At 67.5% G+C, this 26714-nt stretch carries 25 protein-coding genes; 10 read left to right on the forward strand and 15 right to left on the reverse strand.

Annotated elements, in window-relative coordinates; all coding sequences use genetic code 11:
- The first annotated feature begins 58 nt into the window (after nt 1-58).
- The 3 genes from B2G71_RS06525 to B2G71_RS06535 all read left to right on the forward strand — a co-directional run bounded on the left by B2G71_RS06525 (nt 59) and on the right by B2G71_RS06535 (nt 3824).
- On the forward strand, nt 59-514 hold the full coding sequence (locus tag B2G71_RS06525; protein WP_098104899.1) for a nuclear transport factor 2 family protein: 456 nt from the start codon (nt 59-61) through the stop codon (nt 512-514).
- A gap of 96 nt (nt 515-610) precedes the next feature.
- Nucleotides 611-3520 (forward strand): pitrilysin family protein, encoded by a 2910-nt coding sequence (locus B2G71_RS06530; RefSeq protein WP_098104900.1) that lies wholly within the window; start codon nt 611-613, stop codon nt 3518-3520.
- 1 nt (nt 3521) lies between these two features.
- Nucleotides 3522-3824 (forward strand): hypothetical protein, encoded by a 303-nt coding sequence (locus tag B2G71_RS06535; RefSeq protein WP_098104901.1) that lies wholly within the window; start codon nt 3522-3524, stop codon nt 3822-3824.
- Between the two features lie 55 nt (nt 3825-3879).
- Here the strand turns inward: B2G71_RS06535 and B2G71_RS06540 are convergent, their stop codons facing one another.
- The 7 genes from B2G71_RS06540 to B2G71_RS06570 are packed head-to-tail and all read right to left on the reverse strand — an operon-like array spanning nt 3880 to nt 10012.
- A complete protein-coding gene (locus B2G71_RS06540) occupies nt 3880-4704 on the reverse strand; it encodes a phytanoyl-CoA dioxygenase family protein (protein WP_098104902.1) in 825 nt (274 codons plus the stop codon).
- A gap of 20 nt (nt 4705-4724) precedes the next feature.
- Nucleotides 4725-5966: an SRPBCC family protein gene (locus B2G71_RS06545; protein WP_098104903.1), complete on the reverse strand. Its 1242-nt coding sequence runs from the start codon at nt 5964-5966 to the stop codon at nt 4725-4727.
- Between the two features lie 16 nt (nt 5967-5982).
- Nucleotides 5983-6336, reverse strand: coding sequence for a hypothetical protein (locus B2G71_RS06550; RefSeq protein WP_098104904.1), 354 nt, complete (start codon nt 6334-6336; stop codon nt 5983-5985).
- 10 nt (nt 6337-6346) lie between these two features.
- Nucleotides 6347-6877, reverse strand: a complete 531-nt coding sequence (locus tag B2G71_RS06555; RefSeq protein WP_098104905.1) for a VOC family protein — start codon at nt 6875-6877, stop codon at nt 6347-6349.
- A complete protein-coding gene (locus B2G71_RS06560; protein ID WP_098104906.1) occupies nt 6874-8154 on the reverse strand; it encodes an amidohydrolase family protein in 1281 nt (426 codons plus the stop codon). Before B2G71_RS06560 ends, B2G71_RS06555 begins: the two co-directional genes overlap by 4 nt.
- 32 nt (nt 8155-8186) lie before the next feature.
- Nucleotides 8187-9035 carry an alpha/beta fold hydrolase gene (locus tag B2G71_RS06565; RefSeq protein ID WP_240530026.1) on the reverse strand — a complete coding sequence of 283 codons (849 nt, stop codon included), beginning with the start codon at nt 9033-9035 and terminating at the stop codon, nt 8187-8189.
- An 8-nt stretch (nt 9036-9043) separates the two neighbouring features.
- Nucleotides 9044-10012, reverse strand: coding sequence for an aldo/keto reductase (locus tag B2G71_RS06570; protein WP_098104908.1), 969 nt, complete (start codon nt 10010-10012; stop codon nt 9044-9046).
- 157 nt (nt 10013-10169) lie between these two features.
- Here B2G71_RS06570 and B2G71_RS06575 point away from each other — a divergent pair, with 157 nt between their 5' ends.
- The 3 genes from B2G71_RS06575 to B2G71_RS06585 all read left to right on the forward strand — a co-directional run bounded on the left by B2G71_RS06575 (nt 10170) and on the right by B2G71_RS06585 (nt 12829).
- Complete coding sequence (locus tag B2G71_RS06575) at nt 10170-11006, forward strand: glucose 1-dehydrogenase (protein WP_098104909.1); 837 nt, start codon at nt 10170-10172, stop codon at nt 11004-11006.
- A 193-nt stretch (nt 11007-11199) separates the two neighbouring features.
- On the forward strand, nt 11200-11751 hold the full coding sequence (locus tag B2G71_RS06580) for a carboxymuconolactone decarboxylase family protein (protein WP_168176286.1): 552 nt from the start codon (nt 11200-11202) through the stop codon (nt 11749-11751).
- A 100-nt stretch (nt 11752-11851) separates the two neighbouring features.
- The gene (locus B2G71_RS06585; RefSeq protein WP_098104911.1) at nt 11852-12829 is read left to right on the forward strand and encodes an enoyl-CoA hydratase/isomerase family protein; all 978 of its coding nucleotides are present in this window, start codon (nt 11852-11854) and stop codon (nt 12827-12829) included.
- 24 nt (nt 12830-12853) lie between these two features.
- Here B2G71_RS06585 and B2G71_RS06590 read toward each other — a convergent pair whose 3' ends face one another.
- A complete protein-coding gene (locus B2G71_RS06590; protein ID WP_098104912.1) occupies nt 12854-13681 on the reverse strand; it encodes a phytanoyl-CoA dioxygenase family protein in 828 nt (275 codons plus the stop codon).
- A 326-nt stretch (nt 13682-14007) separates the two neighbouring features.
- Between B2G71_RS06590 and B2G71_RS06595 the strand changes: the two genes are divergently transcribed.
- The gene (locus tag B2G71_RS06595; RefSeq protein ID WP_098104913.1) at nt 14008-16500 is read left to right on the forward strand and encodes a TonB-dependent receptor; all 2493 of its coding nucleotides are present in this window, start codon (nt 14008-14010) and stop codon (nt 16498-16500) included.
- Between the two features lie 120 nt (nt 16501-16620).
- Here the strand turns inward: B2G71_RS06595 and B2G71_RS06600 are convergent, their stop codons facing one another.
- On the reverse strand, nt 16621-17169 hold the full coding sequence (locus B2G71_RS06600) for a pseudouridine synthase (protein WP_098104914.1): 549 nt from the start codon (nt 17167-17169) through the stop codon (nt 16621-16623).
- A gap of 90 nt (nt 17170-17259) precedes the next feature.
- On the opposite strand from B2G71_RS06600, the gene B2G71_RS06605 reads away from it, so the two are divergent.
- The gene (locus tag B2G71_RS06605) at nt 17260-19377 is read left to right on the forward strand and encodes a prolyl oligopeptidase family serine peptidase (RefSeq protein ID WP_240530027.1); all 2118 of its coding nucleotides are present in this window, start codon (nt 17260-17262) and stop codon (nt 19375-19377) included.
- Here B2G71_RS06605 and B2G71_RS06610 read toward each other — a convergent pair.
- Nucleotides 19374-20270 (reverse strand): DMT family transporter, encoded by an 897-nt coding sequence (locus B2G71_RS06610; RefSeq protein WP_098104916.1) that lies wholly within the window; start codon nt 20268-20270, stop codon nt 19374-19376. The genes B2G71_RS06605 and B2G71_RS06610 overlap by 4 nt on opposite strands.
- A gap of 93 nt (nt 20271-20363) precedes the next feature.
- On the opposite strand from B2G71_RS06610, the gene B2G71_RS06615 reads away from it, so the two are divergent.
- Nucleotides 20364-21689 carry a DUF2254 domain-containing protein gene (locus B2G71_RS06615; RefSeq protein ID WP_098104917.1) on the forward strand — a complete coding sequence of 442 codons (1326 nt, stop codon included), beginning with the start codon at nt 20364-20366 and terminating at the stop codon, nt 21687-21689.
- A 1-nt stretch (nt 21690) separates the two neighbouring features.
- Here the strand turns inward: B2G71_RS06615 and B2G71_RS06620 are convergent, their stop codons facing one another.
- Nucleotides 21691-22689 (reverse strand): TerC family protein, encoded by a 999-nt coding sequence (locus B2G71_RS06620; protein ID WP_098104918.1) that lies wholly within the window; start codon nt 22687-22689, stop codon nt 21691-21693.
- A gap of 35 nt (nt 22690-22724) precedes the next feature.
- Complete coding sequence (locus tag B2G71_RS06625) at nt 22725-22907, reverse strand: DUF465 domain-containing protein (RefSeq protein WP_098104919.1); 183 nt, start codon at nt 22905-22907, stop codon at nt 22725-22727.
- A 292-nt stretch (nt 22908-23199) separates the two neighbouring features.
- Between B2G71_RS06625 and B2G71_RS06630 the strand changes: the two genes are divergently transcribed.
- Nucleotides 23200-24153: a hypothetical protein gene (locus B2G71_RS06630; protein WP_098104920.1), complete on the forward strand. Its 954-nt coding sequence runs from the start codon at nt 23200-23202 to the stop codon at nt 24151-24153.
- 63 nt (nt 24154-24216) lie between these two features.
- Here B2G71_RS06630 and B2G71_RS06635 read toward each other — a convergent pair whose 3' ends face one another.
- From B2G71_RS06635 to B2G71_RS06645, 3 genes are all read right to left on the reverse strand, one after another.
- Entirely contained in the window at nt 24217-24732 is a 516-nt protein-coding gene (locus B2G71_RS06635; protein ID WP_098104921.1) for a GNAT family N-acetyltransferase, read from the reverse strand.
- Between the two features lie 100 nt (nt 24733-24832).
- The gene (locus B2G71_RS06640; protein ID WP_098104922.1) at nt 24833-25624 is read right to left on the reverse strand and encodes an NTP transferase domain-containing protein; all 792 of its coding nucleotides are present in this window, start codon (nt 25622-25624) and stop codon (nt 24833-24835) included.
- Nucleotides 25621-26655, reverse strand: a complete 1035-nt coding sequence (locus B2G71_RS06645; RefSeq protein ID WP_098104923.1) for a phosphoribosylglycinamide synthetase — start codon at nt 26653-26655, stop codon at nt 25621-25623. Before B2G71_RS06645 ends, B2G71_RS06640 begins: the two co-directional genes overlap by 4 nt.
- Nucleotides 26656-26714 lie beyond the last annotated feature (59 nt).

Consider the following 26714-nt stretch of genomic DNA (forward strand, 5'->3'; position numbering starts at 1 on the left):
CCCGCCGCGCTTGCCTAGCCTGACGGCAAATCATCCGGCGAGAGGCGAAAGACAGATCATGGCGAAATTCACTCCCGAGCAGGCCGCCGCGGTCCTGGCGATCAAGCAGGCGGTCTACGAGTGGGGCGACGAACTCGACGTCAACAACGGCGAGAAGATGACCGAGCGCGACTGCCTCACCAGCGACGTGCGCTATTTCGTCGGCGGCGAATGGCGCGAGGGGATCGAAGCGGTGCAGGCATTCTACAATGGCCGCATCGCCGCGCAGCGCGAAGCCGGGGCGGTGCTCGTCATGCGCCATATCATCACCAGCCTGCGAGTCAGCTTCGAGGCCGACGACAAGGCGAGCGTCGGCTTCATGCTCGTGTTCTTCGCCAAGGCGGGCGAGCCGCCCTTCAAGGGCTATGCCGATCCGCTCGCCGTCGCCGACGTGCAGATGGAGTGCACGCGCGATGCCGAGGGCGAATGGCGCATCTCGTTCTTCAACAGCGGCCAGATCTTCCAGCGCGGATGACCTCGCCGCGCACGGCGGCCACGCCGGTCGAGCCGCGTCGGGTGCTCGTCGGCTAGGCTCTGGCTTGCGCGGGAAAAGCTGGTAGATAACACCGCCATGCGCAGGACCCTTGCTTCCGCCCTCGCGGCGCTTTCTCTCGCCACCCTCGCTCTCGAACCGGTCGCCTTCGCCGCCGAGCCGCCACCGGCGGCCGCGCCCGAAGGCGTCGATCCGACGCAACTGGTCGGCGCAGTCGACATTCCCTACGAGCGCTTCGTTCTCGACAACGGCCTCACGGTTCTCGTCCACACCGACCGCAAGGCGCCGATCGTCGGCGTCACCACGTACTACCGCGTCGGCTCGAAGCACGAGCCGCGCGGCAAGACCGGCTTCGCGCATCTCTACGAGCACCTGTTCTTCGGCGGTTCGCCCAACGCGCCGAGCTTCGACGCCCCGCTCGAGGCGGTCGGCGGATCGAACAACGGCTCGACCTGGCTCGACCGCACCAACTATGTCGAGACGGTGCCGACCGGCGCGGTCGATCTCGCGCTGTTCCTCGAAAGCGACCGGATGGGCTACATCCTGCCCGCCGTCACCCAAGACAAGCTCGATAAGCAGCGCGGCGTCGTCCAGAACGAGAAGCGGCAGGGCGACAACCAACCCTACGGCCTGATGAGCTACGCCGAGTCCGAAGGCCTGTTTCCCGTCGGCCATCCCTACCGCCATTCGACGATCGGCTCGATGGCCGATCTCGACGCGGCCACGCTGGGCGACGTGCGCAACTGGTTCCGCGATCACTACGCGCCCAACAACGTCGTGCTCGTCCTGTCGGGCGACATCGACGCAGCCACCGCCAGGCCGAAGGTCGAGAAGTGGTTCGGCGCGATTCCGAGCGGCCCCAAGGTCGCGCCGGTCGAGGCCGGACCGGTGACGCTCGCCGCGCCCAAATCGCGCGAGATGACCGACCGCGTGCCGCTGATCCGGCTCTCGCGCAACTGGACCGGCCCGGGCCTGAACGCACCCGACGCGAACGCGCTCGAGGTGGGCATGCACATTCTCGGCGGGCTTGCCAGCTCGCGGCTCGACAACGTGCTGGTGCGCGGCCAGGAACTCGCCGTGGCGGTGACCGCGTCGGCGCAGACGTTCGAGGGAGCGAGCTACCTCCAGGCGACGATGGACGTGAAACCCGGTGTCGATCGCACGGTCGCGGAAGCCGCGTTCGAAAAGGTCATCGCCGACTACCTGCGCGAAGGCCCGACCGAGGACGAAGTGCGCCGCGCGGTGATGAGCACGCTCTCGTCCGAGATCGGCGCGCTCGAAGTGGTCGGCGGCTTCTACGGCAAGGGCGCGACGCTGGCCGAGGGCGAGCTCTATTCGGGCGATCCGGCCAAGTACAAGAAGGACCTCGCCGAGATCGCGGCGCTGACGCCCGAACGGATCAAGACCGCACTCAACAAGTGGCTCAGCCGTCCCGTCTACGAGCTCGACGTGATCCCGGGCGAGCGCACCGAGGACGGCGCGACGATGGGCGGCTGGGGCGACGAAGGCACGACCCCGCCGCCGCCACCCGACCCCAGGGCCGAGCCGGCGCCGCTTCCGCCCGCGCCCGAACGCACGATGCCGTCGGTCACTCCGGTCGCCGAACTCGATTTCCCCGAAGTGCAGCACTTCACGCTCTCGAACGGCATTCCGGTCGCCTTCGCGCGACGCACCGCCGTGCCCAAGGCGATCGTCGCGCTCGATTTCGCCGCGGGCTACGCCGCCGACACGCTCGACACGCCGGGCACGCAGTCGATCATGCTCGGCCTGCTCGAGGAAGGAACGAGCAAGCTCGACGCGACGCAGATCGCCGAAGCGCAGGAACGGCTCGGCGCCTCGATCAACTTCTCGGGCAGCGTCGATACCAGCAGCGTCACGCTGTCCACGCTCACCGCCAATCTCGAGCCCTCGCTCGATCTGATGGCGACGCTGGTGCTCGATCCCGCGTTCCGGCCCGAGGACGTCGCGCGCGTCAAGCAGCAGGCTCTGGCCCAGCTCGCCAGCGCCAAGGCGACGCCCAACCGCCTCGCCTACCGCTCGCTGATGCCGATCCTGTTCGGCTCGCATCCTTACGCGCAGCCCAGCGACGGGCTCGGCGACGCGGAATCGCTCGCGGCGCTGACTCCCGAGGCGCTGCGCAAGGCGCACGACAAGTGGCTGCGGCCCGATCTGGCGCGTATCACCGTGGTCGGCGATCTCACCGCCGAGCAGCTCAAGCCGCTGCTCGAAGATGCGTTCGGTGGCTGGAAGGCGCCGAAGAGTCCGGCGCCCAAGCTCGATCTCGCGGCCACCGTGCCGACGCCGAGCCCGCGCATCGTGCTGCTCGACCGCCCGGATTCGCCGCAGTCGGTGATCTTCGCCGGCCGCGTCCTACCGATCGAGGGCACGACCAAGGGCACCGAGACGATCGAACTCGCCAACCAGGTGATCGGCGACGGGCTGCTCTCGCGGCTCAACGCCGATTTGCGCGAGGACAAGGGCTGGAGCTACGGGGTCTACAGCTTCATCACCTCGTCGACCGGTCCGCGTACCTTCGCGGTGATCGCGCCGGTGCAGGCGGACAAGACCGGCGAATCGATCGCGGCGGTCATCTCCGACCTGCGTGCGCTGCCCGCCTCGCGGCCGGTATCGGACGAGGAGCTCCAGCGGGTGACCGAAGGCAGCATCCTCAGCCTTCCCGACCAGCTCGAGACCAACAGCGCTGTCGCCTCGGCGATCCGCGTCAACACGCGCCTCGGCAGGCCGGACGACTATTACGAGACGCTCGCCCAGACCTATCGCGCCGCCGACAAGGCGAGCCTCGATGCCGCCGCGAGCGAGTACCTGAAGCCCGACCAGCTCACGTTCGTCGTCGTGGGTGACCGCAGCGTGGTCGAACCGCAGCTAAAGAGCCTCGGCCTGCCGGTCGAAGTCCGCGAGGGCGAGGCCCCGGACGATGCCGGAAGCGCGGACGAACCCGCAGCCGAGCCCGCCGAAACTGGAGAATGAGATGACCGTCGCCGGAACCTACGCCTGCACCACCAAGACGCCGATGGGCGACCAGCAAGGCACCTTCACCGTCGTTCCCGAAGGCGAGAACGGCTTCACCGGCGCGATCAGCGGGCCGATGGGCTCAATGGACGTCAAGGACGGCACGATCGAGGGCAATACGCTCAAGTGGCAGATGAAGATGACCATGCCGATGCCGATCGACCTCGACTGCCGGGCGACGATCGAGGGTGACAGCCTCGACGGCGAGATCAAGGCCGGCATGTTCGGCACGATGAAGCTCACCGGCACCCGCCAGGGCTGATCGCCCCGCCCGGCCCTGCCCGGCGCAAGTGCGAGCGGGGCCTGGGGCTGCGCCGTCAGTCCGCGATGATCGGGAACGCCTCATCGGGGAACGTTCCGTAGGGCGTCATGCCGTGCGCGGCGGGATCGAAGGCTTCGGGCGGCGCCCCGTTCCAGCGTGCGTCGGCGGGCTGCGGCAGCACGAGATAGGCCCAGCGCGGGCGGTCGAGCAGGTTCGCGCCCGCGCCATGCACCGTAAGGTGCGAATGCGCGGTCACGTCGCCCAGTTCGTAAGTCACCTGCTCGCTCATCGGCAGGTCCTCGAGCTCGGGCCAGACCTCGCGGATGTCCTTGCCGTCGTAGCTTGTGTAGTTGCCCAGCACGCCCAGCTTGTGCGAGCCCTCGATGAACGACATCGTTCCGGCCTGCGGCCCGTAGCTCTCGAGCGGAATCCAGAAGGTCATGCCGCCGGTGCGGTCCACCGCGAAGGTGATGTAGTCCTGGTGAAAGCTGGTGGGGCCGTTGCCCTGGTTGCGTGTCTGCTTGTTCGCGGGCAGCTTGGGCGCGAAGAAATCGTTGAACAGGCGCACCGGCACGTCGGCCTTGCGCGCCATCAGCCGCTTTGCCGCCGCACCGATCCCGTTGAGCATCGGGCGCACCTTGGGATCGTCGTGCCCGCTCGCCAGCATCGCGTTGAAATAGGGCTGGTCAATGCCGTAGGGCGGATTGCTGTCGCCGTCCTCGCCCATGATCCCCTTCGCCTTGGCGAGCAGGTCGGCGATCGTTTCGGGCTTGATGAACTGCTTGAGCAGCACCCAACCCTTCTCCTGGTAATGCGCCGCTTCCCCGGGCGTGATTTCACGGCAAGGACTGGCGGTGGCGATGTCTGCGTTGGTGGCCATGGTCGTTGTCTCCCGTGCGATCAGGCGGCGGCCTGCTCGCGGTCGTAGTCTGCGAGGATGCGGGTCACGACGTGGTGCTGGTGACGCAGCGCCATTTCGTGGTCGTGGTAATGGAACTGCTTGATCTGCCCGCTGTCGAGCGCGCGCTGGATGCGTTCGAGCGTGGAGAAGTCCTCCATCACGATGTCGCGGAATTCGACCATCGTGTTTTCCTGCCCGAACCGCTCGGCCGCGGTCCGCGCGGGCCGCACGAAGACGCGCTGCTGGTAGATGCTCTTGTTTGGCCCCAGCGGCCAGACCTGGTGCGCGGTGTACATGCCCGCCGAGAGCGTGAACGCGATCGTCGGGAAGAACATGATGAGGTCGACGGTCCAGAACGGCGAGCGCGTCGGGTTGATGCCGACGGGCATCTCGTAGTCGAGCTGCTCCTGGACCACGTTCTGCGCGGCGGCGGCGTGGAAATAGGCGAGCTTCTGCACCGGCTTGGGCTCGCCGAGCACCGAATAGTGCGAGTTGGTGCGGTGATTGCCGCGAACCCGGGTATCGAGCAGCCGGCCCATGACGTTGCCCGAGGCCATCATCGTCGGCGCCGCGGACTTCGGGTGCAGCACGGGGATGTGATAGACCTCCGCCGGGCTGTCGTTCACCAGCTTCCAGTTGCAATTCACCTCGGCTTCGGTCTGGTAGAACTGGCTGCACGCGCCCCAGGGATAGCCGGCGGTGTCGCGCCCCTGGTCGCCGAGGAAGTCCTCCAGGCTCTGGTACGGCTCGTCCTCGGGGCAGACCCAGATGAAGCCTTCCCAGATGCCCATCGGGATCGGCTTCAATCCGTTGCACGCCTTGTCGACGCCGAAGAAACCTTCCTCGTCGCGGATCTTGGCGAGGTTGCCCTCGAGATCGAACGACCAGCCGTGGAAGCGGCACACGAACAGGCCGCTCGAATGCCCTTCGCGGCGGTGTTCGACGACATTGCCGCGATGGGTGCACACGTTGTGGAAGGCGTTCACCTCGCCGTGGCGATCGCGGCACACGAGCACTTCGAGCCGGAAGGTCGGGAGGTAGTAGGTGAAGAAATCGCCCGACTTCGGGATCTGCTCGACGCGGCCGATCATGTACCACGAGCGGCGGAAGATGGCGGCCATCTCCTTCTCGTAGATTTCGGGTTCGTGGTAGATCGCCGTATCGCAGGGCCCGGTGCCGATCTCGGGGTACTTGGCGGTGATGCCGATGCCGGGAACCGGCGGCTTGGCCATCTCGTTCATCGCGCCTCTCCTTCGCTCAGACTTGCGCGGCGGTGTCGGAAATCTGGTGGATGTAGCGCAGCCGCTCGACCGGGAATCCGTCGTAGACGCGCTGGTCGTTGTACCATTCGACCGCGGGCGCGACTTCGGCGAGCATCAGCATCAGCCGCAGGAGGTTCTCGCCCTCGGGCGGCAGCGTGCCGAGTTCATGGCCGCGCAGCCAGGCAAGCGCAGCCTCGCCGCGCGCGAGCATCGCGCCGTAGAATGCCTTTATCGCGTCCATGTCGGTGGAGAGCCGCTTGGCGAGCCGGTGTTCCGCGTCGGGCTGGACCCATTCGGGCACGAAGCGTTCGAGATCGGCGAAGCCCTCGGGAAGCGAGTGATCGGTCATCGCGCGCGCCTCACCCGAGCGTCCGGATCGGATCGGACCCGTCCCAGCCCTCGGCCGCCGTGCGAAATGCGCCGAACACCTGCTCCGCGACCGGGTTGGCGGTGATAAGCTCGGTCATGAAGCCGAGCGTCGCCACCGTATCGAGGTAGCCGGTCGTGGCGCCCATCATCAGGCCCTCGAAAGCCAGCTCCGCGCCATTCGCCAGCAGCGCCCGCTTTTCCGCCTCGTAGTCCTCGCAATAGAGCGCGGTGTGGTGGAAGCCGAAGCCGCCGTGCGGCACGACCTCGGACCATATCCCGGGCACGTCTTGCGTGGGCTGGATCAGCTCGATCTGCATGTCGCCGTGCTGGCCGATCGCGGCGCGGTGCGGCGCGATGTCCGACGGCGCGCCACGATAGCGCCCGCCCTCGAAATGAACGTCCTCGAACGTGAAGAACGGCCCCGCCCCGCTCTGCGCGACCCACTTCGCGATCGACGCCTCGAGATCGGGCACGACCCAGCAGAGCTGCATGTATTGCTTGTTGCGATCCGCGGGGATCATTCGGCGGCCTCCCTCATATGTTGCGATGGTCTGTCGAGCCGGTCGATCACGAGCGCCCCGTCGCGCATCACCGCGCGCAGCGTTTCGGCCGGGCGCGAGAGGATCGACAGATCGGCGAGCGGATCGCCCTCGAAGATCGCGATATCGGCAAGCGCGCCCGGCTCGATCACGCCGAGCGTGTCGCGCCCGCCGGTCAGCGCCTGCGCGGCGTTCTTCGTGCCCCACGAGAGCAGCACTTCGGCGGGAAGCCCGGTGCGCTCCTGATAGAAAGCGAACTCGCGGCCATAGTCGCCGACCTTGTGGTCGAGCGGATCGTCCTCGATCACCTCGCGGAACACGCCGGAATAATCATCGCCGGTGAGGATGCGCACGCCCGCCGCCTGCGCGATGGGCAGCATTTTCGCGACATTCTCCTGCGCGGCCGCTTCCTCGGGGCCCGCCCAGCCGAGCCCGATCATGCACGAGGGGTAGACCATGCTGGGCACCCAGAACGTGCCGCGCTCGGCCATCAGCACGATGATCTCCTCGTCGATGCCGTCGCCGTGATCGATGATATCGACGCCGATCTCGACGCATTCACGGATCATCGCGCGGGTCGCGACATGGGCGCGCACCATCGCGCCGCGACCGTGCGCGGCGGTGACCACCGCCTCGATCTCGTCGCGCTCCATCGTGCGTTCGACCGGCCAGGGCAGCCCGGCATGGCCCGAGGTGGTGAAGATCTTGATCGTCTCGGCCCCGCGCCGCACGAACTCGCGCACGGTGCTGCGCATCGCGTCTGGGCCGTCGACGAAGACGTCGGTTCCGGGACTGTCGAAGCGGCGCCACCAGGCCTTCGAATCGTTGACGTCGCCGGTGGTGCCGATGTGCTGGCTGCAGGCGCGAATGCGCGGGCCGGTCATGATGCCCTGCTCGATCGCCATCTTGAGCGAGGCGTCGATGTCGTTGCTGCACGCCGCGCCGACATAGCCGGTGAACCCGCTTTCGAGCAGCACGCCGGCATTGCGGATGGCGATCGCCATGAGCACGCCGGGAGGTAGTTCCTTGCCCAGGGGCTCGCCCGCCATGCCCATCGCCAGCGTGAACTTGTAGAAGTCGGGGTGGAAGTGACAGGTGATGAGCCCGGGCATCAGCGTCATGCCCGAAAGATCGATCGCGTCGGCCCCGCCCGGCTCCTCGCTGACCGAGGCGATGCGGTCTCCGTCGATCGCGACGGTGCGCGTACCGGGCAGCAGCGCGGTTCCGTCGAAGACGCGGGCATTGGTGAAGGTCACCATTTCTTGTCCTTTCGCATCGCTCTCCCCTCCCCTCAGCCTGTCGGCGGCGTCGCCAGGATGCCGAGCAGCGCGGCGTCGAATGCCGCGGGCCGCTCGTACATCGCCCAGTGCCCCGCGCCCTCGACGACGCGGAAACCGGCTTGCGGCCTCACCGAACGCAACGCGGCTTCCTGCATCGCCGGATCGGGGTGCGGCCTGTCGAACTCGCCCCAGATCGCATCGACCGGCGCCGCGACCTCGGGCAGAATCCGGAGCAGCTTGTCGGGCAGGACGAAGCCCGAGATATCCAGCCGTGCCGCCTTGGCGTTGGGCAGCAGCATGGCGATGGCGAGATCGTCGGCGCTATCGGGATCGTGCAGCATCAGCCCATTGAGATTGGCCTTGAGCCGCGCCCTGCGCGCCTCTCCGGTCAGGCCGCTGACACGGCCCAGGTCGATGGCCCCGTGCGGCGTGTCGAGCCCGCCGCAGCCGACCAGCACCAGCCGGCGCGCCACGCCCGGATGGAACGCGGCCATGTAGGCGAAGGCGGTGCCGCTGAGCGAGAAGCCGCAAATGTCGACCGGCAGCCGCGCGCCCAGGATCTCACGCAAGCCGTGCGCCATCGGCCCGGCGACGCCCGCGTGATCGCTCCGCGCGGGCATGGCGGAATCGCCGTGGCCCGGCAGGTCGAGCGCGATCACCATCCGCCCGGCGGCGACATAGGCGTCGATGTTACGCACCCAGTGCTGCCACGAACCCTGCGCGCCATGGCCGAGCACGAGCGGTTCGCCCTCGCCCCAGACGCGCCAGACCATGCTTCCTTCGCCGCACGGCGTTTCGATCCGCCGTGCGCGCGCATCGAGTTCGGCGAGGATCGCCGCAGGCTCGCGCGCGAGGGTCATCGCCGCGCTCATCCGTACCGCGCGCCGGCCACTTCAGCCGCCGGGAAGGCGTCCTCGATCGCCGCGAGGTCGTTGGCCGAAAGGACGATCTCGGCGGCGGCGGCGTTCTCCGCGATGCGCTCGATCCTGCGCGTGCCGGGAATGGGGACGATGTCGTCACCCTGCGCCAGAACCCAGGCGAGCGCGAGCTGCCCGGTGGTGCAACCCTTGACCTCCGCGAGCGAAGAGAGCGCCTTGACGAGCCGGTAATTGGTCTGCGCCGCATCGCCGGTGAAGCGCGGCATCTTCGAGCGCCAGTCCTCGTCGGGCACCGAGTCCGGCGCAATGTCGCCCGTCAGGAAGCCGCGGCCGAGCGGACTGAACGGCACCAGCCCGATACCCAGTTCGCGCAGCGTCGGCAGCAGCTCGGCCTCGATATCGCGGGTCCAGAGCGAATACTCGTTCTGCGAGGCGGCGAGCGGCGTCACCGCATGCGCGCGCCGGATAAGTTCGGCGGGTGCCTCGGACATGCCGAAATGCTTCACCTTGCCCTCACGGATCAGCTCGCCCACGGTCCCGGCGACATCCTCGACCGGCACATCGGGATCGACGCGGTGCTGATAGAGCAGATCGATCCGATCGGTGCGCAGGCGTTTGAGCTGCGCCTCGCAGACCTCGCGGATATGCTCGGGCTTGCTGTTGAAGGCCTGCGAGGACTTGCCCGGTTCCCACCGCGCCCCGAGATCGAAGCCGAACTTGGTGGCGATCACCACCTCGTCGCGGATCGGCGCGAGCGCGTGCCCGAGCATCTCCTCGCTGAGATAGGGGCCATAGATCTCGGCGGTGTCGAAGAAGGTGATGCCGTGCTCGAATGCCGCGCGCAGCAAGGCGTCCGCCTCGTTTTGCGGGAGGCGGGGACCATAGGCGCCACTGATGCTCATGCAGCCGAGCCCCACCATCGAGACTTCCAGGCCGTCGCCGAGTTTGCGTTTTTGCATGTCCGTTCCTTGACTCCCCTTACCATTGCGAATGTCGGCGGGCGCAATCCCGCACGGTCCAAGGTTAGAACAAGCGCCTCCCCCTTCCAAAGTTCGGATTCGGTCATAGACAGGCCTGTGGCGATAGATCGCCGGGCCGGACCGAGGGGAGAGAACGATGGCGGAATTCGAAGGCAGGGTGGCGATCGTGACCGGGGCCTCGCGCGGGCTCGGCCGGGCGATCGCGGAGCTGCTGGTGGCGGAAGGCGGCCATGTCGTCATCGCCGACGTGCTCGCGGACGAAGGCCGCGCGGCGGCCGGCGCGCTGGGCGCGGCGGCGCGCTTTTGCCGCACCGACATCTCGGACAAGGCGCAGGTGGAGGCGCTGGTCGACTTCGCGCTCAGCGAGTTCGGCGGTCTCGACGCCATGGTCAACAACGCCGGGCTCAGCGACAATTCCTACGGCAGCCTGCTCGATGCCGATTTCGGCGATTTCGACAAGGTGATGCGAGTCAACGTGCTGGGCACCATGCTCGGCACGCAGTTCGCCGGAAGGGCGATGGCCGCGCGCGGCGGCGGCTCGATCGTCAACATCTCCTCGATCGGCGGCACCCGTGCGGGCTGGGGCCTGCCGATCTACCGCGCCTCGAAAACCGCGGTGGTTGGCTTCACCAAGTGCGCCGCGCTGGAGCTTGCCGAGGCCAACATCCGGGTCAACGCGATCTGCCCCGGCAACGTACCCACCGACATGGGCACGTTCGCGATCGGCGACGACGACGAAAAGACCCGGCGGCTGCGCGAGGCGGTCGGCGAGGCGCGGATGCGATTCCAGCCGCTCAAGCGCCAGGCCACGCCGCGCGACATCGCCGAAGGCGTGCTCTACTTCGCGGGTGCGCGCTCGCCGCAAGTGACCGCGCAGATCATGGCGATCGACGGTGGCCTCACGGCGGGCGATCCCTATAGCCAGATCGGCGCGATCATGGCCGCCCGGGCCCAGGTTGAAGCGGAGTTCTAGCGCCGCTCCACCGGAGGCGTCGACAAGCCCAGGCCGAGCGATGGTGGCAGGAGGGGCCGGCAACGCGGCTACCTGTCTCACGCCCAATCCTTGGGACATGGCCTCCATTCGCTCCAACCTTCGCCGCGCGGGCCGGATGCAATCGCGGCGCGCGCGGAACACTGTTCCCGGCCATGATACCGGGAGCCGTGCAATGACCGAAAAGATGCGAATTCCCCCCGTCGAGATCGACGCGATGACGCCCGAGCAGGCCGCGCTCGTGGGCGAGTGGAAGCACCTCGTCTTCTCGCGCGTGATCGTCAACAGCCCGCGCAACTACCAGTGGTTCGTGCGCTGGATCGAGGAAGTGATCGCCAAGACCGTGCTGCCGCCGCGCGACCGCCAGGTGATCGTGATGCGCATGCTGTGGATGAGCGGCGACACCTACGAGCGCACGCACCACATCGCGATCTCGCAGAAGGCCGGGCTCTCCGAAGAGGAGATCGAGGCTTTCCAGACCGGCACCGGCGATTGCCTGACCGATTTCGACAGGGTCCTGATCCGCGCCACCGACGAACTGCGCGAGGACCAGGTCATCTCCGACGAGACCTGGGCGGCGCTGGGCGAGCGCTATTCGGACGAACAGCGCATGGAAGTCGTCTTCCTCGCCGGTTGCTACATCACTATGGCGATGCTGTGCAAAAGTTTCGGCATCCAGCTCGAGCCCGACTTCCAGGACTTCAACAAGATTCGCGAATACACGTGAGCCAAACTGGAACGGCGGGGCGGCTGTTCCACGCTTTCGCGTTTCGCCGCCGCGCCCCGGCGGCTAGTCCGCTGCGCCGGAATGCAATGGAGATAGCCTGATGAGCGACACCGCGCCGCGCCCTTCGGCCGAGGAGATCGTCCTCTACGAAAAGGACCCCGCGACCAAGATCGCCACGATCACGCTCAACCGTCCGGGCTTTCTCAACGCGCCGACGGTCGCCGCGCGCCAGCGCTACGCCGACCTCGTGCTGCGCGCCAATGTCGATGATGACGTCAAGGTGCTGATCGTGCGCGGCGTCGGCGAGCACTTCGGCAGCGGCGCCGACCTTCCCGAGATGGCGGGCATGTTCAACGAGGACGAAGACTATTCGCCGCTCCACGAGTTCCGCATCGAGGAAAGCGAGGACGTCAAATACCCGCCGCGCGATTCCTACCGTTACATCGCCAACGTCACCAATCTCTACGCCGACGCCCGCTTCGGCCTCCGAAGCCTGCAGGACTTCAAGAAAATCTCGATCATCGAGGCCAAGGGATACTGCTACGGCTGGCACTTCTACCAGGCCGCCGATGCCGACATCGTCATCGCCTCGGACGATGCGTTGTTCGGTCATTCGGCCTTCCGCTACGTCGGCTGGGCCGCGCGCATGTGGCAGTGGGCGCTGACCATGGGGCTGCGCAAGTTCCAGGAGATGGTCTTCACCGGCCGCCCCTTCACCGCGCAGGAGATGAAGGAGTGCCACTTCGTCAACGCGGTCGTCCCGCGCGACGCGCTCGAGGCCGAGACGATGAAATACGCGCTCGCCTGCGCGAAGAACCGCCCGGCGGACACGATCGTGATGCAAAAAACCTTCTTCGAGGTCTTCAAGCAGCAGCAGGGCGAATACATGGGCTCGATCCTGTCCGGCTGGCTCGAGGGCATGCTGCCGCTGGTCAAGGAAGACGAAGGCGCGATCGCGGTGAACGGCGAGACCTTCGAGAAGGGCCTGGCCGCCGCGGTGCGTGACAACGACAGCCAGTTCCCGCCCGAATGGCGGCTCAGCTACCGTGGCCGCGCCCAGGGCGGATCGCCGGAGTAACGACCGCCGCGCGCACCGGGCGGCTCAGCCGATCAGCGGAAAGCGCGTCTCGTCGTCAAGCCGCTGGAGGTGGCGCATCGCGCTGGTGTCGTAAGCCTGCGGCGGCGCGCCGGTCCAGCGCACGTCGGCCGGATTGGTCATGACCAGCCAGGCCCAGCGCGGACGGTCGGTGAGGTTCGCGCCGGCGCTGTGCGCCATCATCACCGAATGCACCGTCGCATCCCCGGCGCGATAGGCGAAGGGCCCTTGCGCCGGGCAGCGCTCGGCCAGCTCGGGATAGTCGTCGAGCAGGTCGCGTCCCTCCTCGTAAGCGTCGTAGTGGCCAAGCGCGCCGAGCCGGTGCGATCCCGAGTGGAACGCCATGGTGCCCGATTCGGGCGCCAGGTCCTCCAGCGCGATCCAGAACGTCATCCCGCCCGAGCGGTCGACCGCCCAGTTGGTGAAGTCCTGATGGCAGTAAGTCGCGCCCGCCCCGGGGTGGCGCGTCTCGCGGGCCGTCGGCAGCTTGGCGGCGAAGACGTCGCCGAAATAGCGCACGCCCACCCCCGGACGGCGATCCTGCAGGCGCCGCGCGCTCGCGCCGATCGCGCGAATGATCGGCCCGAGCAGCGGATGGTCGGGCCCCTCGGTCGCCTCCGGGTTGAAAAAGGGCTGGTCGATCGGCGCGACGGCATTGCCCTGCCCGTCCTCGCCCATGCGGGCGCAGGCCATGGCGCGCAACGCGCCCACCGCCTCGGCGCAAAGCAATCGCGGCAGGAAAGCCCAGCCCTGTTCGATGTAGTGGCAAACCTCCCGCGCCGTCACGTCGCGGCAACGGACGGACGGCGCCTTTGTCGTGGCCGTTCGCGGCATGGCCCTTCTCCTTTGCGGCGCCGGTGACCTGCGGCACGTCTCGCCGCGTGGAGCGCCGTGTCTACCGCGCGATCCGCGCCCGCCGGGCAAAAAGCCTGACACGCGAGGGGCGATCTGTTCCAATTTTCCGAGCGCGCGCGCCGGGCGGACGCGCCCCCAAAACCGCGCGTTTCGGGGCTGGAACCGTACCGGCCGCGGACAATTTGGAACGAACGCTCGGCCCAGTCCACGCTTAGCGACGGCAAAGCCGGGCCCGGACGCGTAGGTTCTTCGCAATAACCGGAAAAACAACGGTCCCGCGCGGACCGGACGAGGAGGGGGAACGAATGCGCAGGAGGCATATCCTTTGGGCCGGAGCGGCGCTGGGCGCACTGGCGAGCACCACGCCGGCCATCGCGCAGGCGGCCGGCGATGAAGCCGCCGGCGCGGGGCGCGAGGAGATCATCGTCACCGCCCGCAAGCGCGAGGAATCGATCCTCAAGGTCCCGGTCGTCGCCAATGTCCTGACCCAGAGCGCGCTCGAGCAGGCGCAAGTCGTCGATCTCGACGACGTGACGCGGCTGACCCCGGGCTTCGTGCTCGGCCAGTCGGTGCTCGAGAACGGCGCGCAAGTCTCGATCCGCGGCATCGGCACGACCTCGCTCGATCCGGGCATCGATCAGTCGGTCTCGCTCAACATCGATGGCATGCAGTTCACGCAGGGCACGGCCTATTCGATCGGCCTCTTCGACATGGCCCAGGTCGAGGTTCTCAAGGGCCCGCAGGCGCTGTTCTTCGGCAAGAACTCGCCCGGCGGCGTGATCTCGATCCGCACCGCCGATCCCGGACCCGAGACCGAATTGCGCACCACGCTCAGTTACGAGGCCTACGCCCAGACGATGCGCGGCGAGGCAGTGTTCTCGACCCCGCTGACCGATACGCTCGGCTTCCGGGTGGCCGGCGCCTATTCGACGACGCAGGGCTATTTCAAGAACAACGCCGCCGCGATCCAGGCGCTGGGCGCGCAGCAGCCGCGCGACCGGCTCGGCAACGGCGACGGCGTCTACTTGCGCGGAACCCTGCTCTACAAGCCCGTCGGCGGCCCGTTCTCGGCGCGCTTCAAGCTCAACTACGCCAACGAATACACCGAGGGCGGCGGCCCGTTCCAGTACAAGGCGTGCCCCGAAGGCACCGAGAACTATCTGCCGAGCATCGGCCTCGCGCTGCCCTCCACCTCCGCCCCCGGAGAGGACTGCAAGCCCGATCGCGACACCGCCGCGATCTACCTCAACCCGGTCGCCTACGGCGGGCTGCCCAACAAGGGCAAGCCGTTCACGCGCTTGAAGCAGGCCTTCGGAACGCTCGAGCTCAACTACGACCTTTCGTCCCAACTCGCGCTGACATCGGTGACCGGCTACTACGACATCAAGAGCCGCACGCTGACCGCAGGCTCGCTGTTCGGCACCTATTCGCCCTTCGCGGCCTCCAAGTTCTACCACCGCAAGGACTTCACCGAGGAACTGCGGCTGAGTTCGGACTATGCCGGGCCGTTCAATTTCCTGCTCGGCGGCTTCTACCAGAAGGGTGACGTGTTCGATCGCGCGGCCCTGCCCGGCAACACCTTCCTCGGCTTCCCCAGCCGGCTGGTGAGCGGAACGTTCGACATGGACATCGAATCGATCTCCGGGTTCGGTCAGGTTCTCTACGACATCGTCCCGCAGCTCGAAGTCTCGGCGGGGGTCCGCTACACCGACGAGCGCCGCTCGATCGACATGACCACGACCTATCCGGGCGTGGGCACGGTCATCCCGACCGCGCCCGACCTGTCCTCGAAGAACTGGTCACCCGAACTGACGCTGACCTTCACCCCGACCGACGACCTGACGCTGTTCGGCTCGCTCAAGCAGGGCTACAAGTCGGGCTCGTACAACATCGTCCAGCCGATCGCGCCGGGCGAGGACAACTCCTACGGCGACGAGCGCGTGCGCGGCGGCGAGATCGGCCTCAAGACGCGGCTTGCGAACCGGCAGGTCAACCTCAACCTCGCCGGCTACTATTACAAGTACAACGGCTTGCAGGTGGGCGTGAACCAGCCCGCCGATTCCAACGGGCTGCCGGTCCTCAGCACCGAGAACGCGGGCACCGCGCGCGTCTACGGCGTGGACTTCGACATGAGCTACGCCCCCGACGCCGTCGACGGACTGCGCTTCACCGCCGCGATCAACTGGAACAAGGCCAAGTTCACCAGCTTCGTGGGCGCGCCCTGCGCGGGCGGGCAGACCTTCGACGAGGGCTGCAACCTCACGCCGCGCTTCCTCGATCCCAACGGCTCGGACGGCGCCAACGACGCGATCGCGCTCGCATCGGGCAATTACTTCACCGACCCCGAAACCGGCGCGCCGTTCCAGTACGCCGCGCAAGACCTCACCGGCACGCCGCTCAGCCGCGCACCCGAATGGCAGGCGACCTTCGGCATCGACTACGAACTGCCGGTCAGCGACAGGGTCAAGCTGGGCCTTGGCACCAGCGGCCAGTATTCGTCGCGCTATCTCACCAACCTCGGGCGGCGCGAGGATTTCTATCAGGGCGAGTTCTTCAAGCTCAATGCCAACGTCCGCCTGGCGGGCGCCGACGACAAATGGGAAGTCTCGCTGATCGGCAACAACCTCACCAACCAGTTCACCAGCGGGCTGTGCTTCAACTCGAACAATGCCGGCGCGATCTTCTTCCCCGGCGGCATTCGCGGTGGTCCGACCAAGGGCCCGGCGGGCAGCGACGAGATCTGGTGCTCCTATGACAACGGTCGCGAAGTCTGGCTGCGGCTGACCTTCCGGCCCTAGGGCCGGGCGGGGAGACAACCGGGGGCATCTGCGCTTGGACGCAACGCGCGTCTTCCGCGGACCGGCGGCTTTCCGTCCGCCTCCGTCATCCCGGCGCGAGCCGTGACGACGATTGGATGCTCAGACCTTTCCCTCGCGCCACTCGCCCGGGGTCAAACCCTCGACCGCCCATTCGCCCACCGACCAGCGCACGATGCGCAGAGTCGGGTGGCCGACCGCGGCGGTCATGCGGCGGACCTGGCGGTTCCTTCCCTCGCGCAGCGTCACCGCCAGCCAGCAATCGGGCACCGTCTTGCGAAAGCGCACCGGCGGGTCGCGCGGCCACAGGTCGGGCGCTTCGATCCGCTCGGCCTTGGCCGGCAGGGTCTTGCCATCCTTGAGCATCACGCCGCGCCGCAACGCTTCGAGCACCGCTTCGTCGGGCTCACCCTCGACCTGCACGAGATAGCGCTTGTCGAGCTTGAAGCGCGGGTCGGCGATGCGGGCCTGCAAGCGGCCGTCGTCGGTCAGGAGCAGCAGTCCCTCGCTGTCGCGGTCGAGCCGTCCCGCCGGATAGACGCCGGGCACGTCGATGTAGTCCGAAAGCGTCGCCCGCGGCGTCGGCGACTTCGCGTCGGTGAACTGCGAGAGCACCTCGAAGGGCTTGTTGAAAAGGATCAGCCGGGCCATCGCCGCACGCGATGCGCCGATGACGGCAAGAGCGCAAGGCTGGCCATGCCCGAAACGTCGTTATAGAACCGGGACACAAAAGAACCCGAGATGTCTGGAACCCCTGCCATGTCCCCAGCCCGCAAGTCCCTGCTCGCCGCCGCCGTCGCGGCCGCGCCGCTGCTCATCGCCGCCACGCCCGAAGACCCGTACGTCTGGCTCGAGGACATCCACGGCGAAAAAGCGCTCGAACAGGTCGAAGCCTGGAACGCGGCGACGATGGACGCGCTCACGCAATCGCCCGCCTTCGAGGCCGACCGCAAGCGCGCCAAGGCGATCATGGACGATCCCGCGCAGATCGCCGAGCCCGCGCAAGTCATGGGCGACGTCGTCACCAACCTGTGGCGCGACGCCGCGCATCCGCGCGGCCTCTGGCGCGAGGCGAGCCTCGCGTCGTTTCTGTCCGGCGAACCCGAGTGGAAGGTGCTGATCGACGTCGATGCGCTCGGCAAGCAGGAGGGCAAGTCGTGGGTCTGGCATGGCGCCGACTGCCTCGCACCCGAATACCGTCGCTGCCTCGTCTCGCTGAGCCCGGGCGGCACCGACGCCGACGTGGTGCGCGAATGGGACCGCCGGGCCGGTGCTTTCGTCCCGAACGGCTTCGAGGTCCCGCTCGCCAAGACCGATGTCACCTGGGAAGACGCCGACACGCTGCTCATCGGCACCGACTGGGGCGAAGGCTCGATGACGACGAGCGGCTACGCGATGACCGTCAAGCGCTGGCGACGCGGCACGCCGCTTTCGGAAGCGACGCTGGTGAAAGAAGGGAAGCCCGAAGACATCTCGGTTTCCAGCTTTGCCCTGATGGACGGTGACACTCGCCGCGTGTTCGTTTCGCGCGGCACCTCGTTCTACAACTCGCAGCTCTTCATCCAGCAGGCGCCGGGAGTGCTGGTGCGCACGCCGGTGCCCGAGACCGCGAGCATCAAGGGCCTGATCGCGGGCCGCATGCTCGGCTATCTCAACGAGCCGCTGGGCGAGATTCCGGCGGGCTCGGTGGTTTCGTGGGACATCGAGGACATGCTGGCGAGCCGTTCGAACGGACCGCGCGTGGTCTTCACCCCGAGCGGCCGGCAGTCGGTCACCGAAGTCACGACCACCGACAACGCGATCTGGATCAAGCTGCTCGACGATGTCGCGGGCAAGCTGGTTGTCCTCACCCCCGCTGGCGACGGGTCGTGGACGCAAAGGCCGGCGGCGCTGCCCGAAAACGCCACGCTCGAATTCGCCGCCCACGCGGACGAACAGGACCTGGCTTTCGTCACCGCCGAATCGTTCCTCTCGCCGCCCACGCTCTACGCGGTTTCGGCGGACGGCGAGGCGGACGCGGTGCAGTCGCTACCCGCCAAGTTCGACGCCGCGCAGTTCGCCGTCGCGCAACACTTCGCGACCTCGAAGGACGGCACCAAGGTTCCCTATTTCCTCGTCACCAGGAAGGGGCTGAAGGGGCCGGTGCCGCTCTTGATGCACGCCTATGGCGGCTTCCGCGCGGCGCAGACGCCGACCTATCTCACGACGCAGCCCTACCGCGCCGGCCCCCTTGCGCTGTACTGGGCCGAGGAGGGCAACGCGTTCGTGCTCGCCAACATTCGCGGCGGCGACGAATACGGCCCGGCCTGGCACGAGGCGGCGCTGCGCGAAAAGCGGCAGAACGCCTACGACGATCTCTATGCCGTCGCCGAGGACCTGATCGCGCGTGGCATGACCGCGAAAGGCAAGATCGCGGTCTCCGGCCGCTCGAACGGGGGACTGCTCGCGGGCGTGGCCATGACGCAGCGGCCCGATCTGTTCGGCGCGGCGATCATCGGCTCGCCGCTGCTCGACATGAAGCGCTATTCGCACCTGCTCGCGGGCGCCTCGTGGATGGCCGAATACGGCAACCCCGACGTGCCGGACGACTGGGCCTTCATCTCGAAGTACTCGCCCTATCAGGCGCTGAAGCCGGGCACCGACTACCCCGCGCCGTTCTTCTACCTCTCGACCGAGGATGACCGCGTCCATCCCGGCCACGCGCGCAAGATGGCCGCGCGGCTCGCGGAGTACGGGCAGCCGTTCTACTACCACGAATACCGTGAGGGCGGACACTCGGTTGGCGCCGACCACGCCGAGGACGCGGTGCGCGCCGCGCTGCTCCACGCCTATCTGAACAAGGAACTGGGCGCCGACTAGCCCCTGTCCCCCGCGCGCGCGAGAACCAGCGCGCCGGCGAGCAGGATCATGCCGAGCACGTCGCCCGCGCTGAGCGTCTCGCCGAAAGCGAGCCAGCCGATGGTGGAGGAAATCGCCGGCTGGGTCAGCAGCGCGAGGCCGATCACCAGCGGCGGGAAGTGGCGCAGTGAATAGACCAGCAGCCCCTGCCCGATCACCTGGCTCGAAACCGCGAGCGCGAGCAGCGGCGTCCAGTCATGCGGCACGAGCCGTTCGCCCAGCAGCACCGCGATCCCCAGCATGACCGGCGCGCTCGCCAGCGTCGAGGCGCCGAGCACCGAAAACGGGGCGAGCCGGGCCCGCGCCGGGCGCAGCATGAGAATGTAGAACGCGTAGAACAGGCCCGCGAGCAGGCAGAACAGGTCGCCCACGAAGTTCGCGTGGCTGATCTCGAGCGAGCCGCCCATCAGCAGCGCCGCTCCGGCAAGCGCCGAAATGATCGCGGCGAGTTCGAGCAGGCGCGGCGCGCGACGCGCGGCGATCAACCCCCAGGCCATCAGGATGACGCTGCCCGCGTTGCCGAACAGCGAGGCATTGCCGAGCTTTGTCGTCTCGATGCCAATGTGCCAGCTCGAGATGTCGAGTCCGAAGAACACGCCCGCGCCCGCGATCAGCAGCAAGGTGCCGCCCGAGATGCGGCGCTGGCCGGCCGGTTCGCGCATGGCCAGCGCGAACAGCACCGGCAAGGCGAGCGTCAGCCGCCAGAAGCCCGCGGCGACCGGCCCGGTATCGGCGAGCCGGACCAGCCACGGCCCGAGCGCGAGCGCGAAATTGGCGGTCAGCAGCGCGACCAGATGGCGCGGCGACCAGTCATGCCCGGGCCGGTGGAGCGAAGAGGAAGAGGCGCTGGCCATCGCCGCCCCCTAGAGGCTGTGCCCCCGGCGTAAAGTCCTTTCGCGGGGAACGCCAATGGTCCAGACGCTCTATACACCACGCAGGAGGGCAGAATGATCGCACGGCTTCGCTCGATGTGGTTCGACATCAACGCGAGTTACTGGTTCTACCCCGCGCTGTTCGCGGCCGGCGCGCTGCTGCTCGCGTTGCTGCTGGTCCACGTCGACCGGATCGGCGCGGCGCAGTCGCTCAGCGCGTGGTCGGCGATCAGCCCGGCGCGGCCCGACGGCGCGAGCAACATGCTGACGGTGCTCGCGGGCTCGATGATCGGCGTCGCCTCGACCGTGTTCTCGATCACGATCGCGGCGGTCGCCTATGCCAGCGGCACATACGGCCCACGCATCCTGACGAACTTCATGGAGGACAAGGGCAACCAGCTCAGCCTCGCGACCTTCATCGGCACGTTCGTCTATTCGATCACGGTGCTGCGCGCGGTACGGTCGGAGGACGAGGCCTCGCTCTTCGTGGCCGACGCGACCGCCACCAGCGCGCCGGGCTTCGTGCCGCAGTTGTCGCTGCTCGTCGCCTTTGGGCTGATGATCGTCGCGGTCGCGGTGCTGGTCTACTTCCTTCACCACATCCCCTCCAGCATCCGTATCAACACCGTGATCGAGCAGATCGGCGGCGGCGTGATCGATGCGATTCCCCGGCGCTTTCCCGAAGAGGGCGAGGCCGAGCCGGCGGGGCACGAGCCTTCGGTGGGCGCGCATATCGACGCACGCCGCACCGGCTATGTCCGCGTAATCGACTTCGACGGGTTGCGCTCGGCCGCGAAGGAGCATTCGATCCGGCTCTGGCTGCGCGTGCGCACCGGCGACTTCATCTATCCGGGCAAGCCGCTTGCTGGCGCCGACACCGGCGATCTGCCCGACGAGGCGCGCGACGCGGTGGCGGACTGCTTCGCCGTCGGCGCCTCGCGCACGCCCGAGCAGGACATCGAATTTCCGATCGACGAACTCGTCGAGATCGCGCTGCGGGCGCTTTCACCCGGGATCAACGACCCGTTCACCGCGATCACCGCCGTGCACTGGCTGAGCGCCGCGACGATCGCGCTGGGCCGTCGCTCGCTCGTCAATCGCGAGGCGGAACCGCAGGGCGAGGAGCGCCGCGTCTTTCCGCTGCGCGACGGTTTCGCCCATTACCTCGAACGCGGCTTCGGCGCGGCGCGGTCGGCGCTTGCCAGCAATCGGCTGGCGGCGCTGGTGACGCTCGATTCGCTGTGCGCCGCCGCCGGCTCGGTCGAGGGCGAGGCGCGCCACGAGCTGGTGCGCCGCGAGGCGGCGCGGTTCATCGAGCAGGCCGGCCTCTCGCTCGCCGGTCCCGATCTCGACGACGTGCGGGCACGCTATCGCACGGCGTTCCCAGAGGCGAGCACCTGACTCAAGCGGTGGGGCCGGGCGAGCCGCCCTGCACACCCTCGCCCCTCGTCTTCCACAACGACCAGACCACCCCACCCGCGATCAGCACCAGCGTCACCGCGAGGCTGACGAGCGGCGGAAACTTCGTCTGCAGCACGAAGTCCGAGATCAGGATCTTCGCACCGATGAACACCAGCACCAGCGCCAGCGCATACTTGAGGTACTCGAAGCGGTGCACCATCGCGGCCAGCGCGAAGTAGAGCGCGCGCAAACCGAGGATCGCCATGATGTTCGACGTGTAGACGATGAAGGTGTCGGTCGTGATCGCGAAGATCGCCGGCACCGAGTCCACCGCGAAGACGAGATCGGCCAGGTTGATGACGACCAGCGCGAGCAGCAGCGGCGTCGCCGCCCAGACCATCGCGCCGGTCTTCTCGTCGGGCACTTTCACGAGGAAGCGCTGGCCGTGATGCTGCTTGGTCACGCGCATGTGCCGCGAGATCCAGCGGATCGCGGGATTGTTGCCGATGTCGGGATCGTGGTCGCTGGTGAACAGCATCTTCACCCCGGTGAAGACGAGGAACGCGGCGAAGATGTAGAGCACCCAATGCGCCTGCGCGACGAGCGCAGCGCCGCCCGCGATCATCAGGCCGCGCAGCACGATCACCGCGAGGATGCCCCACAGCAGGGCGCGGTACTGGTACTTGGGCTGGATCGCGAAGTAGCCGAAGATCATCGAGATGACGAAGACGTTGTCGATCGAGAGCGCCTTCTCGATGAAATAGCCGGTGTAGTACTCGCTCGCGGCGGTCCCGCCCTTCTCGGCCCAGACCCACGCGCCGAAGACCATGGCGATGGCGATGTAGAAGACCGAGAGCCTTAGCGACTCGCGGATGCCCATCGCCTTGTCCTCCTTGTGAAGGACGCCAAGGTCGAACGCCGTGAGCAGGAGGACGATCGCGGCGAAGGCCAGCCAGAACCAAGCCGGCGTGCCGAGCATGTCGGCGGTCAGGAATTCCATGGGATTACCCTCGCATCCAAGTCAGGCACCGGCGCTCAAAGGCCCGGAAGCGCCGGGGGATAGGCCTGGAGGCGGGAAAGGCGCGCGCGCAGCGCCTGCTTGTGGCGCCGCAGCCGCGCGACCAGCAGCGGATTGCCGGTGCGGCTTGCCTCGATGCGGCGCAGCAGGCCGTCGGTCCTCTGCAGACGCTCGAGCAAGCGGAAGAAGCGGTCGGTCATTGTAAAGCTCCCTATCGAACAGGTGTCGTATGGTTCGATCGGAAGAGCCGGGCGCTCGGGGTTCCGGGGCCGGTTTGGTTTTCCAGGGCAACCCGTACGCCGGCGCATCGGTCTCATCCGATGCGGTCCGACATCACGTGGCGCCAGTTTCGCGCGGGATTTCTCCCCAGGAAACGAAAGCGCCGCGCCAGAGGGGCCCGGCCCGCATCCCCATAATGCGCATCTTGGCAAAGGGTTTCAAGCGATTTGGGAGATTCGCGGTTGGTTAACCGGCCGGTGCTAGGCCTAAACCATGAAACGCGCTCTCACCCTCGCCATCGGTGCCGCCGCGCTCGCGGCCGGCCTCCACGTCTCCGGCATCGCCCAGCAGCCTGGCCAAGCGTCCTACACCTGGGTCGAGACGGGCCGCAGCTACACTCGTCTGCAAGAAGCGGTGGACGCGATCGGCGGCGGAACCGGCACGATCCGCTTCGCGCCGATGCGCTTTGCCGATTGCGCGGTGCAGAACGCAGGCTCGGTGACTTACGTCGCGGCGGTGCCGGGACGCAGCGTGCTCGACGGCGTCACCTGCGAGGACAAGGCGGCGCTGGTGCTGCGTGGCAACAGCGCCAGGATCGAGGGCATGGTCTTTGCCAACATGCGCGTGCCCGACAAGAACGGCGCGGGCATCCGCCTCGAGAAAGGCAATCTCGCGGTCACCCAGAGCTGGTTCCGCGACAGCGAGCAGGGCATTCTCGCGGGTGAGGACCCGAACGCGACGATCGCCGTCGACAAGTCCACGTTCACCCGGCTCGGCACCTGCGAGGGCGGCGGCGGCTGTGCGCATTCGATCTACATCGGCGACTACGGCGCGCTGACGGTCACCCGTTCACGTTTCGAAGCCGGACGCGGCGGCCACTACCTCAAGAGCCGGGCGGCGCGCGTGGGCGTGTTCAACTGCAGCTTCGACGATTCGGCGGGCCGCGCAACCAACTACATGATCGACCTGCCCGCGGGATCGGTCGGCAAGATCGAGCACAATTGGTTCGTCCAGGGCAAGGACAAGGAAAACTACTCGGCCTTCATCGCGGTGGGCGCCGAGACGATCCGTAACACCTCGAACGGCCTGCTGATCGACGACAACGACGCGCGCTTCGCGCCCGGAGTCGACCGACGCAGCGTGTTCGTCGCCGACTGGTCGCAGGACAAGGTGAACCTTGGCGCCAACCGGCTGGGCGCGGGCCTCGTCAAGTACGAAAAGCGCTGAGGCGCCAAACCCGGGCCCGATCGCTCGACAGGCGAAGCGCGGATGCGCTTCGCCCGCGTGCCACTACCGGAACGTCTTGGAGAGCACCACCAGCGAGGGATCGCCCTCGAAGGCTTCGGCGACGAATCCCTTTTCGCGTTCCAGCTCGATCGTCGCGTGGTTCTCACGGTCCTCGATCGAAAGCACGCGGCGCACGCCGCGCGTGCGGGCTTCCTCGGCGAGCAGGTCGAGCAGTGCCCAGCCGATACCTTTGCCGCGATGGCTCTTGCAGACCGAGATGGCGACTTCGGCGGTGTCGAGCGGGCCGTCGCAGGCGAGCAGGCCCGAAGCGACGATCTCCCCGGTCGCGCGATTGAGCACGACGTAGCTCTCCGAGCGGAAGTGGTCGGCGTGGACAAGCGGCGCGAGCTGGTCGTGGCTGACATGCTCGCCGGCCGCGAAAAAGCGGAAGCGCCGATCCTCGTCGCTGACGCGGTCGAAGAACGCGGCGAGCGCGGCTTCGTCTTCCTCGCGAGCGGGCCTGACATCGAGCTCGATGCCCGAACGCGTTTCGAGCGGCTTGAGTTCGGAGAGGTTCATGATCGGACTCCTTCGAGAGAATTGACGGCTCCCCTATAGCCGATTTGCGTACCCGGCGTTGATCGAAAACAAGCAAAACCGCTTAATTGCCGCCAGCGGCCTAAGCGCCGCGGCGCGCGAGAAGCTCTTCGGTCACGCCGTACGTGCGGTCGTTGTCGACGTCGATCGCCTGCGAGCCGTCGGCGAGGATGACCGGGATGATCTTGACGCCGATGCGCTTGCCCACGCGCTTGATCGCCGCCTCGAGCGAAACGAGCTTCGCGCGCATCAGCAGCACGTTGCCGATGCCGAAGGCATTGGCGATCCGCGCCGGGTTTTTCGCGAATTGGCCGCCCTCGCGGAACACTTCGGCGGCCTTGAGCGCGCCTTGTCCGTTCACTGCATAGAGGTTGCAGTTCGAATAGGCGCCGTCGGAGAACTCGTAGAAGCGCCGCTGCGCCTCGGGATGCGCGGCGAGCACCGATTCCTTGCGCGCCATGGCGATGACCACTTCCGCGCTCGCCAGCGCATTGGCGATGACGTCGATCGAGGACGGCGCCAGCAGCACGTTGTCGCCGGTGGTGAAGAGGATCGGGCCCGCCGCGCCCTCGGCGCCGGCGATGGCGCTGTCGGCCAGGTTGTCGCGCGCCTCTACGAGCCGCACCTTGACCTTGCCGCCCGCTCGCGCGGCGGCCTCGCCAACGGCCTGCGCGGAATCGCCGTCGATCGAGACCGCGATCTCCTCGATCAGCGGATGGTTCCCCAGCGTCGCCAGGACGTATTCGATCAGTGGGCGGCCATTGATGGGAATGAGGCATTTGCTGGTCGTGCCGAACCGCATCGCCAGGGGGTTGATCACTCCCTTGCGTTGCCCTGCCAGCACGACCGCGCGAAACTTGCCCCCCGAACTCATGCCGCCAGCAATTCCTCCGCCTGTATCACGCCCTGCCGCTGCAGGCTTTCGCACAGAATGGTCTCGATGAGGTCGGCATGGGTCCAGCCGAGCCGCGCGGCGGACCGGCCGAAGACCTTTTGCGACCACAGGTTGCAGTTCAGGTTGACCTCGAGAAAGTGCAGCGAGCCGGTGCGCTCGTCGAAACGGAATTCAAACCGGCCATAATCGAACGGAAAGAACGCGCCCGCCATCGCCCGCGTGTGCGCGGCGATGATGTCCGCCCCCTGCTCGCCCTCGAAGGGGACGAGCCGGTACTTGTCCTCTCGCGCCACGAGATCGCGCTTTTCCGAATACGTGCGCAAATGCGCCGGATCGGCCTGTTCGAACAGCATCATCGGCAGGATCGAGGGCATGCCGCCGCAGGTGATCACCGGAACCTCCACGTCGCTGCCCTCCAGGAATGGCTCGACGATGGCGTCGTGACCTTCCTCGTGGATTTCCTCGACCGCGCGGCGCGTGCCGGCCCAGTCACCCGCGTCGCGCACGCCCCAGCTCGCCGAGGAGGCATTGGGCTTGATCACCAGTCGTTCGGCCTCGGGGCACCCTTCGGGCAGAACCGGCGCGCCGCGGCGATAGACCGCCCAGGGCGCGGTCGGCACGCCGCGCGACCGCGCTTCGAGCTTGGCCAGATGCTTGTCGTCAGAAAGGCCGCGCAGGATCGGCGTGGCGCCGAGATAGGGGATGCCGAGGCGGGTCGCCAGCAGCGGCAGCAGCATCTCCGAATTGAGGAAGCCGCCGCGATTGAGCAGCGGGAACACGAAGTCGCAGCCCGGATCGGCGAAGAGCGCGTCATAGCTGTCCGCCAGTTCGAGCCGGTCGAGGCCGATCGATTCGAGCGCCTCGCGCATCTCGCAATGATAGGCCGCGTGGTTGCCGTCCTCGTGGTGCAACCCGCCTTGCCAGAATACGTGCTTGGCAATGAACAGGACCCGCAGCTGCGCCTTCGCGGCTTCGGGAATCCGGGCGATACGGCTAGGCTCAGGACCCATTGATTGCCAGGCGGCGATATGATTCAGGCTCCGCAAGGAGACTGAGCATGAGCAACCTG

It is taken from the genome of Novosphingobium sp. PC22D (genome assembly GCF_002556635.1).
Lineage (GTDB): Bacteria > Pseudomonadota > Alphaproteobacteria > Sphingomonadales > Sphingomonadaceae > Novosphingobium.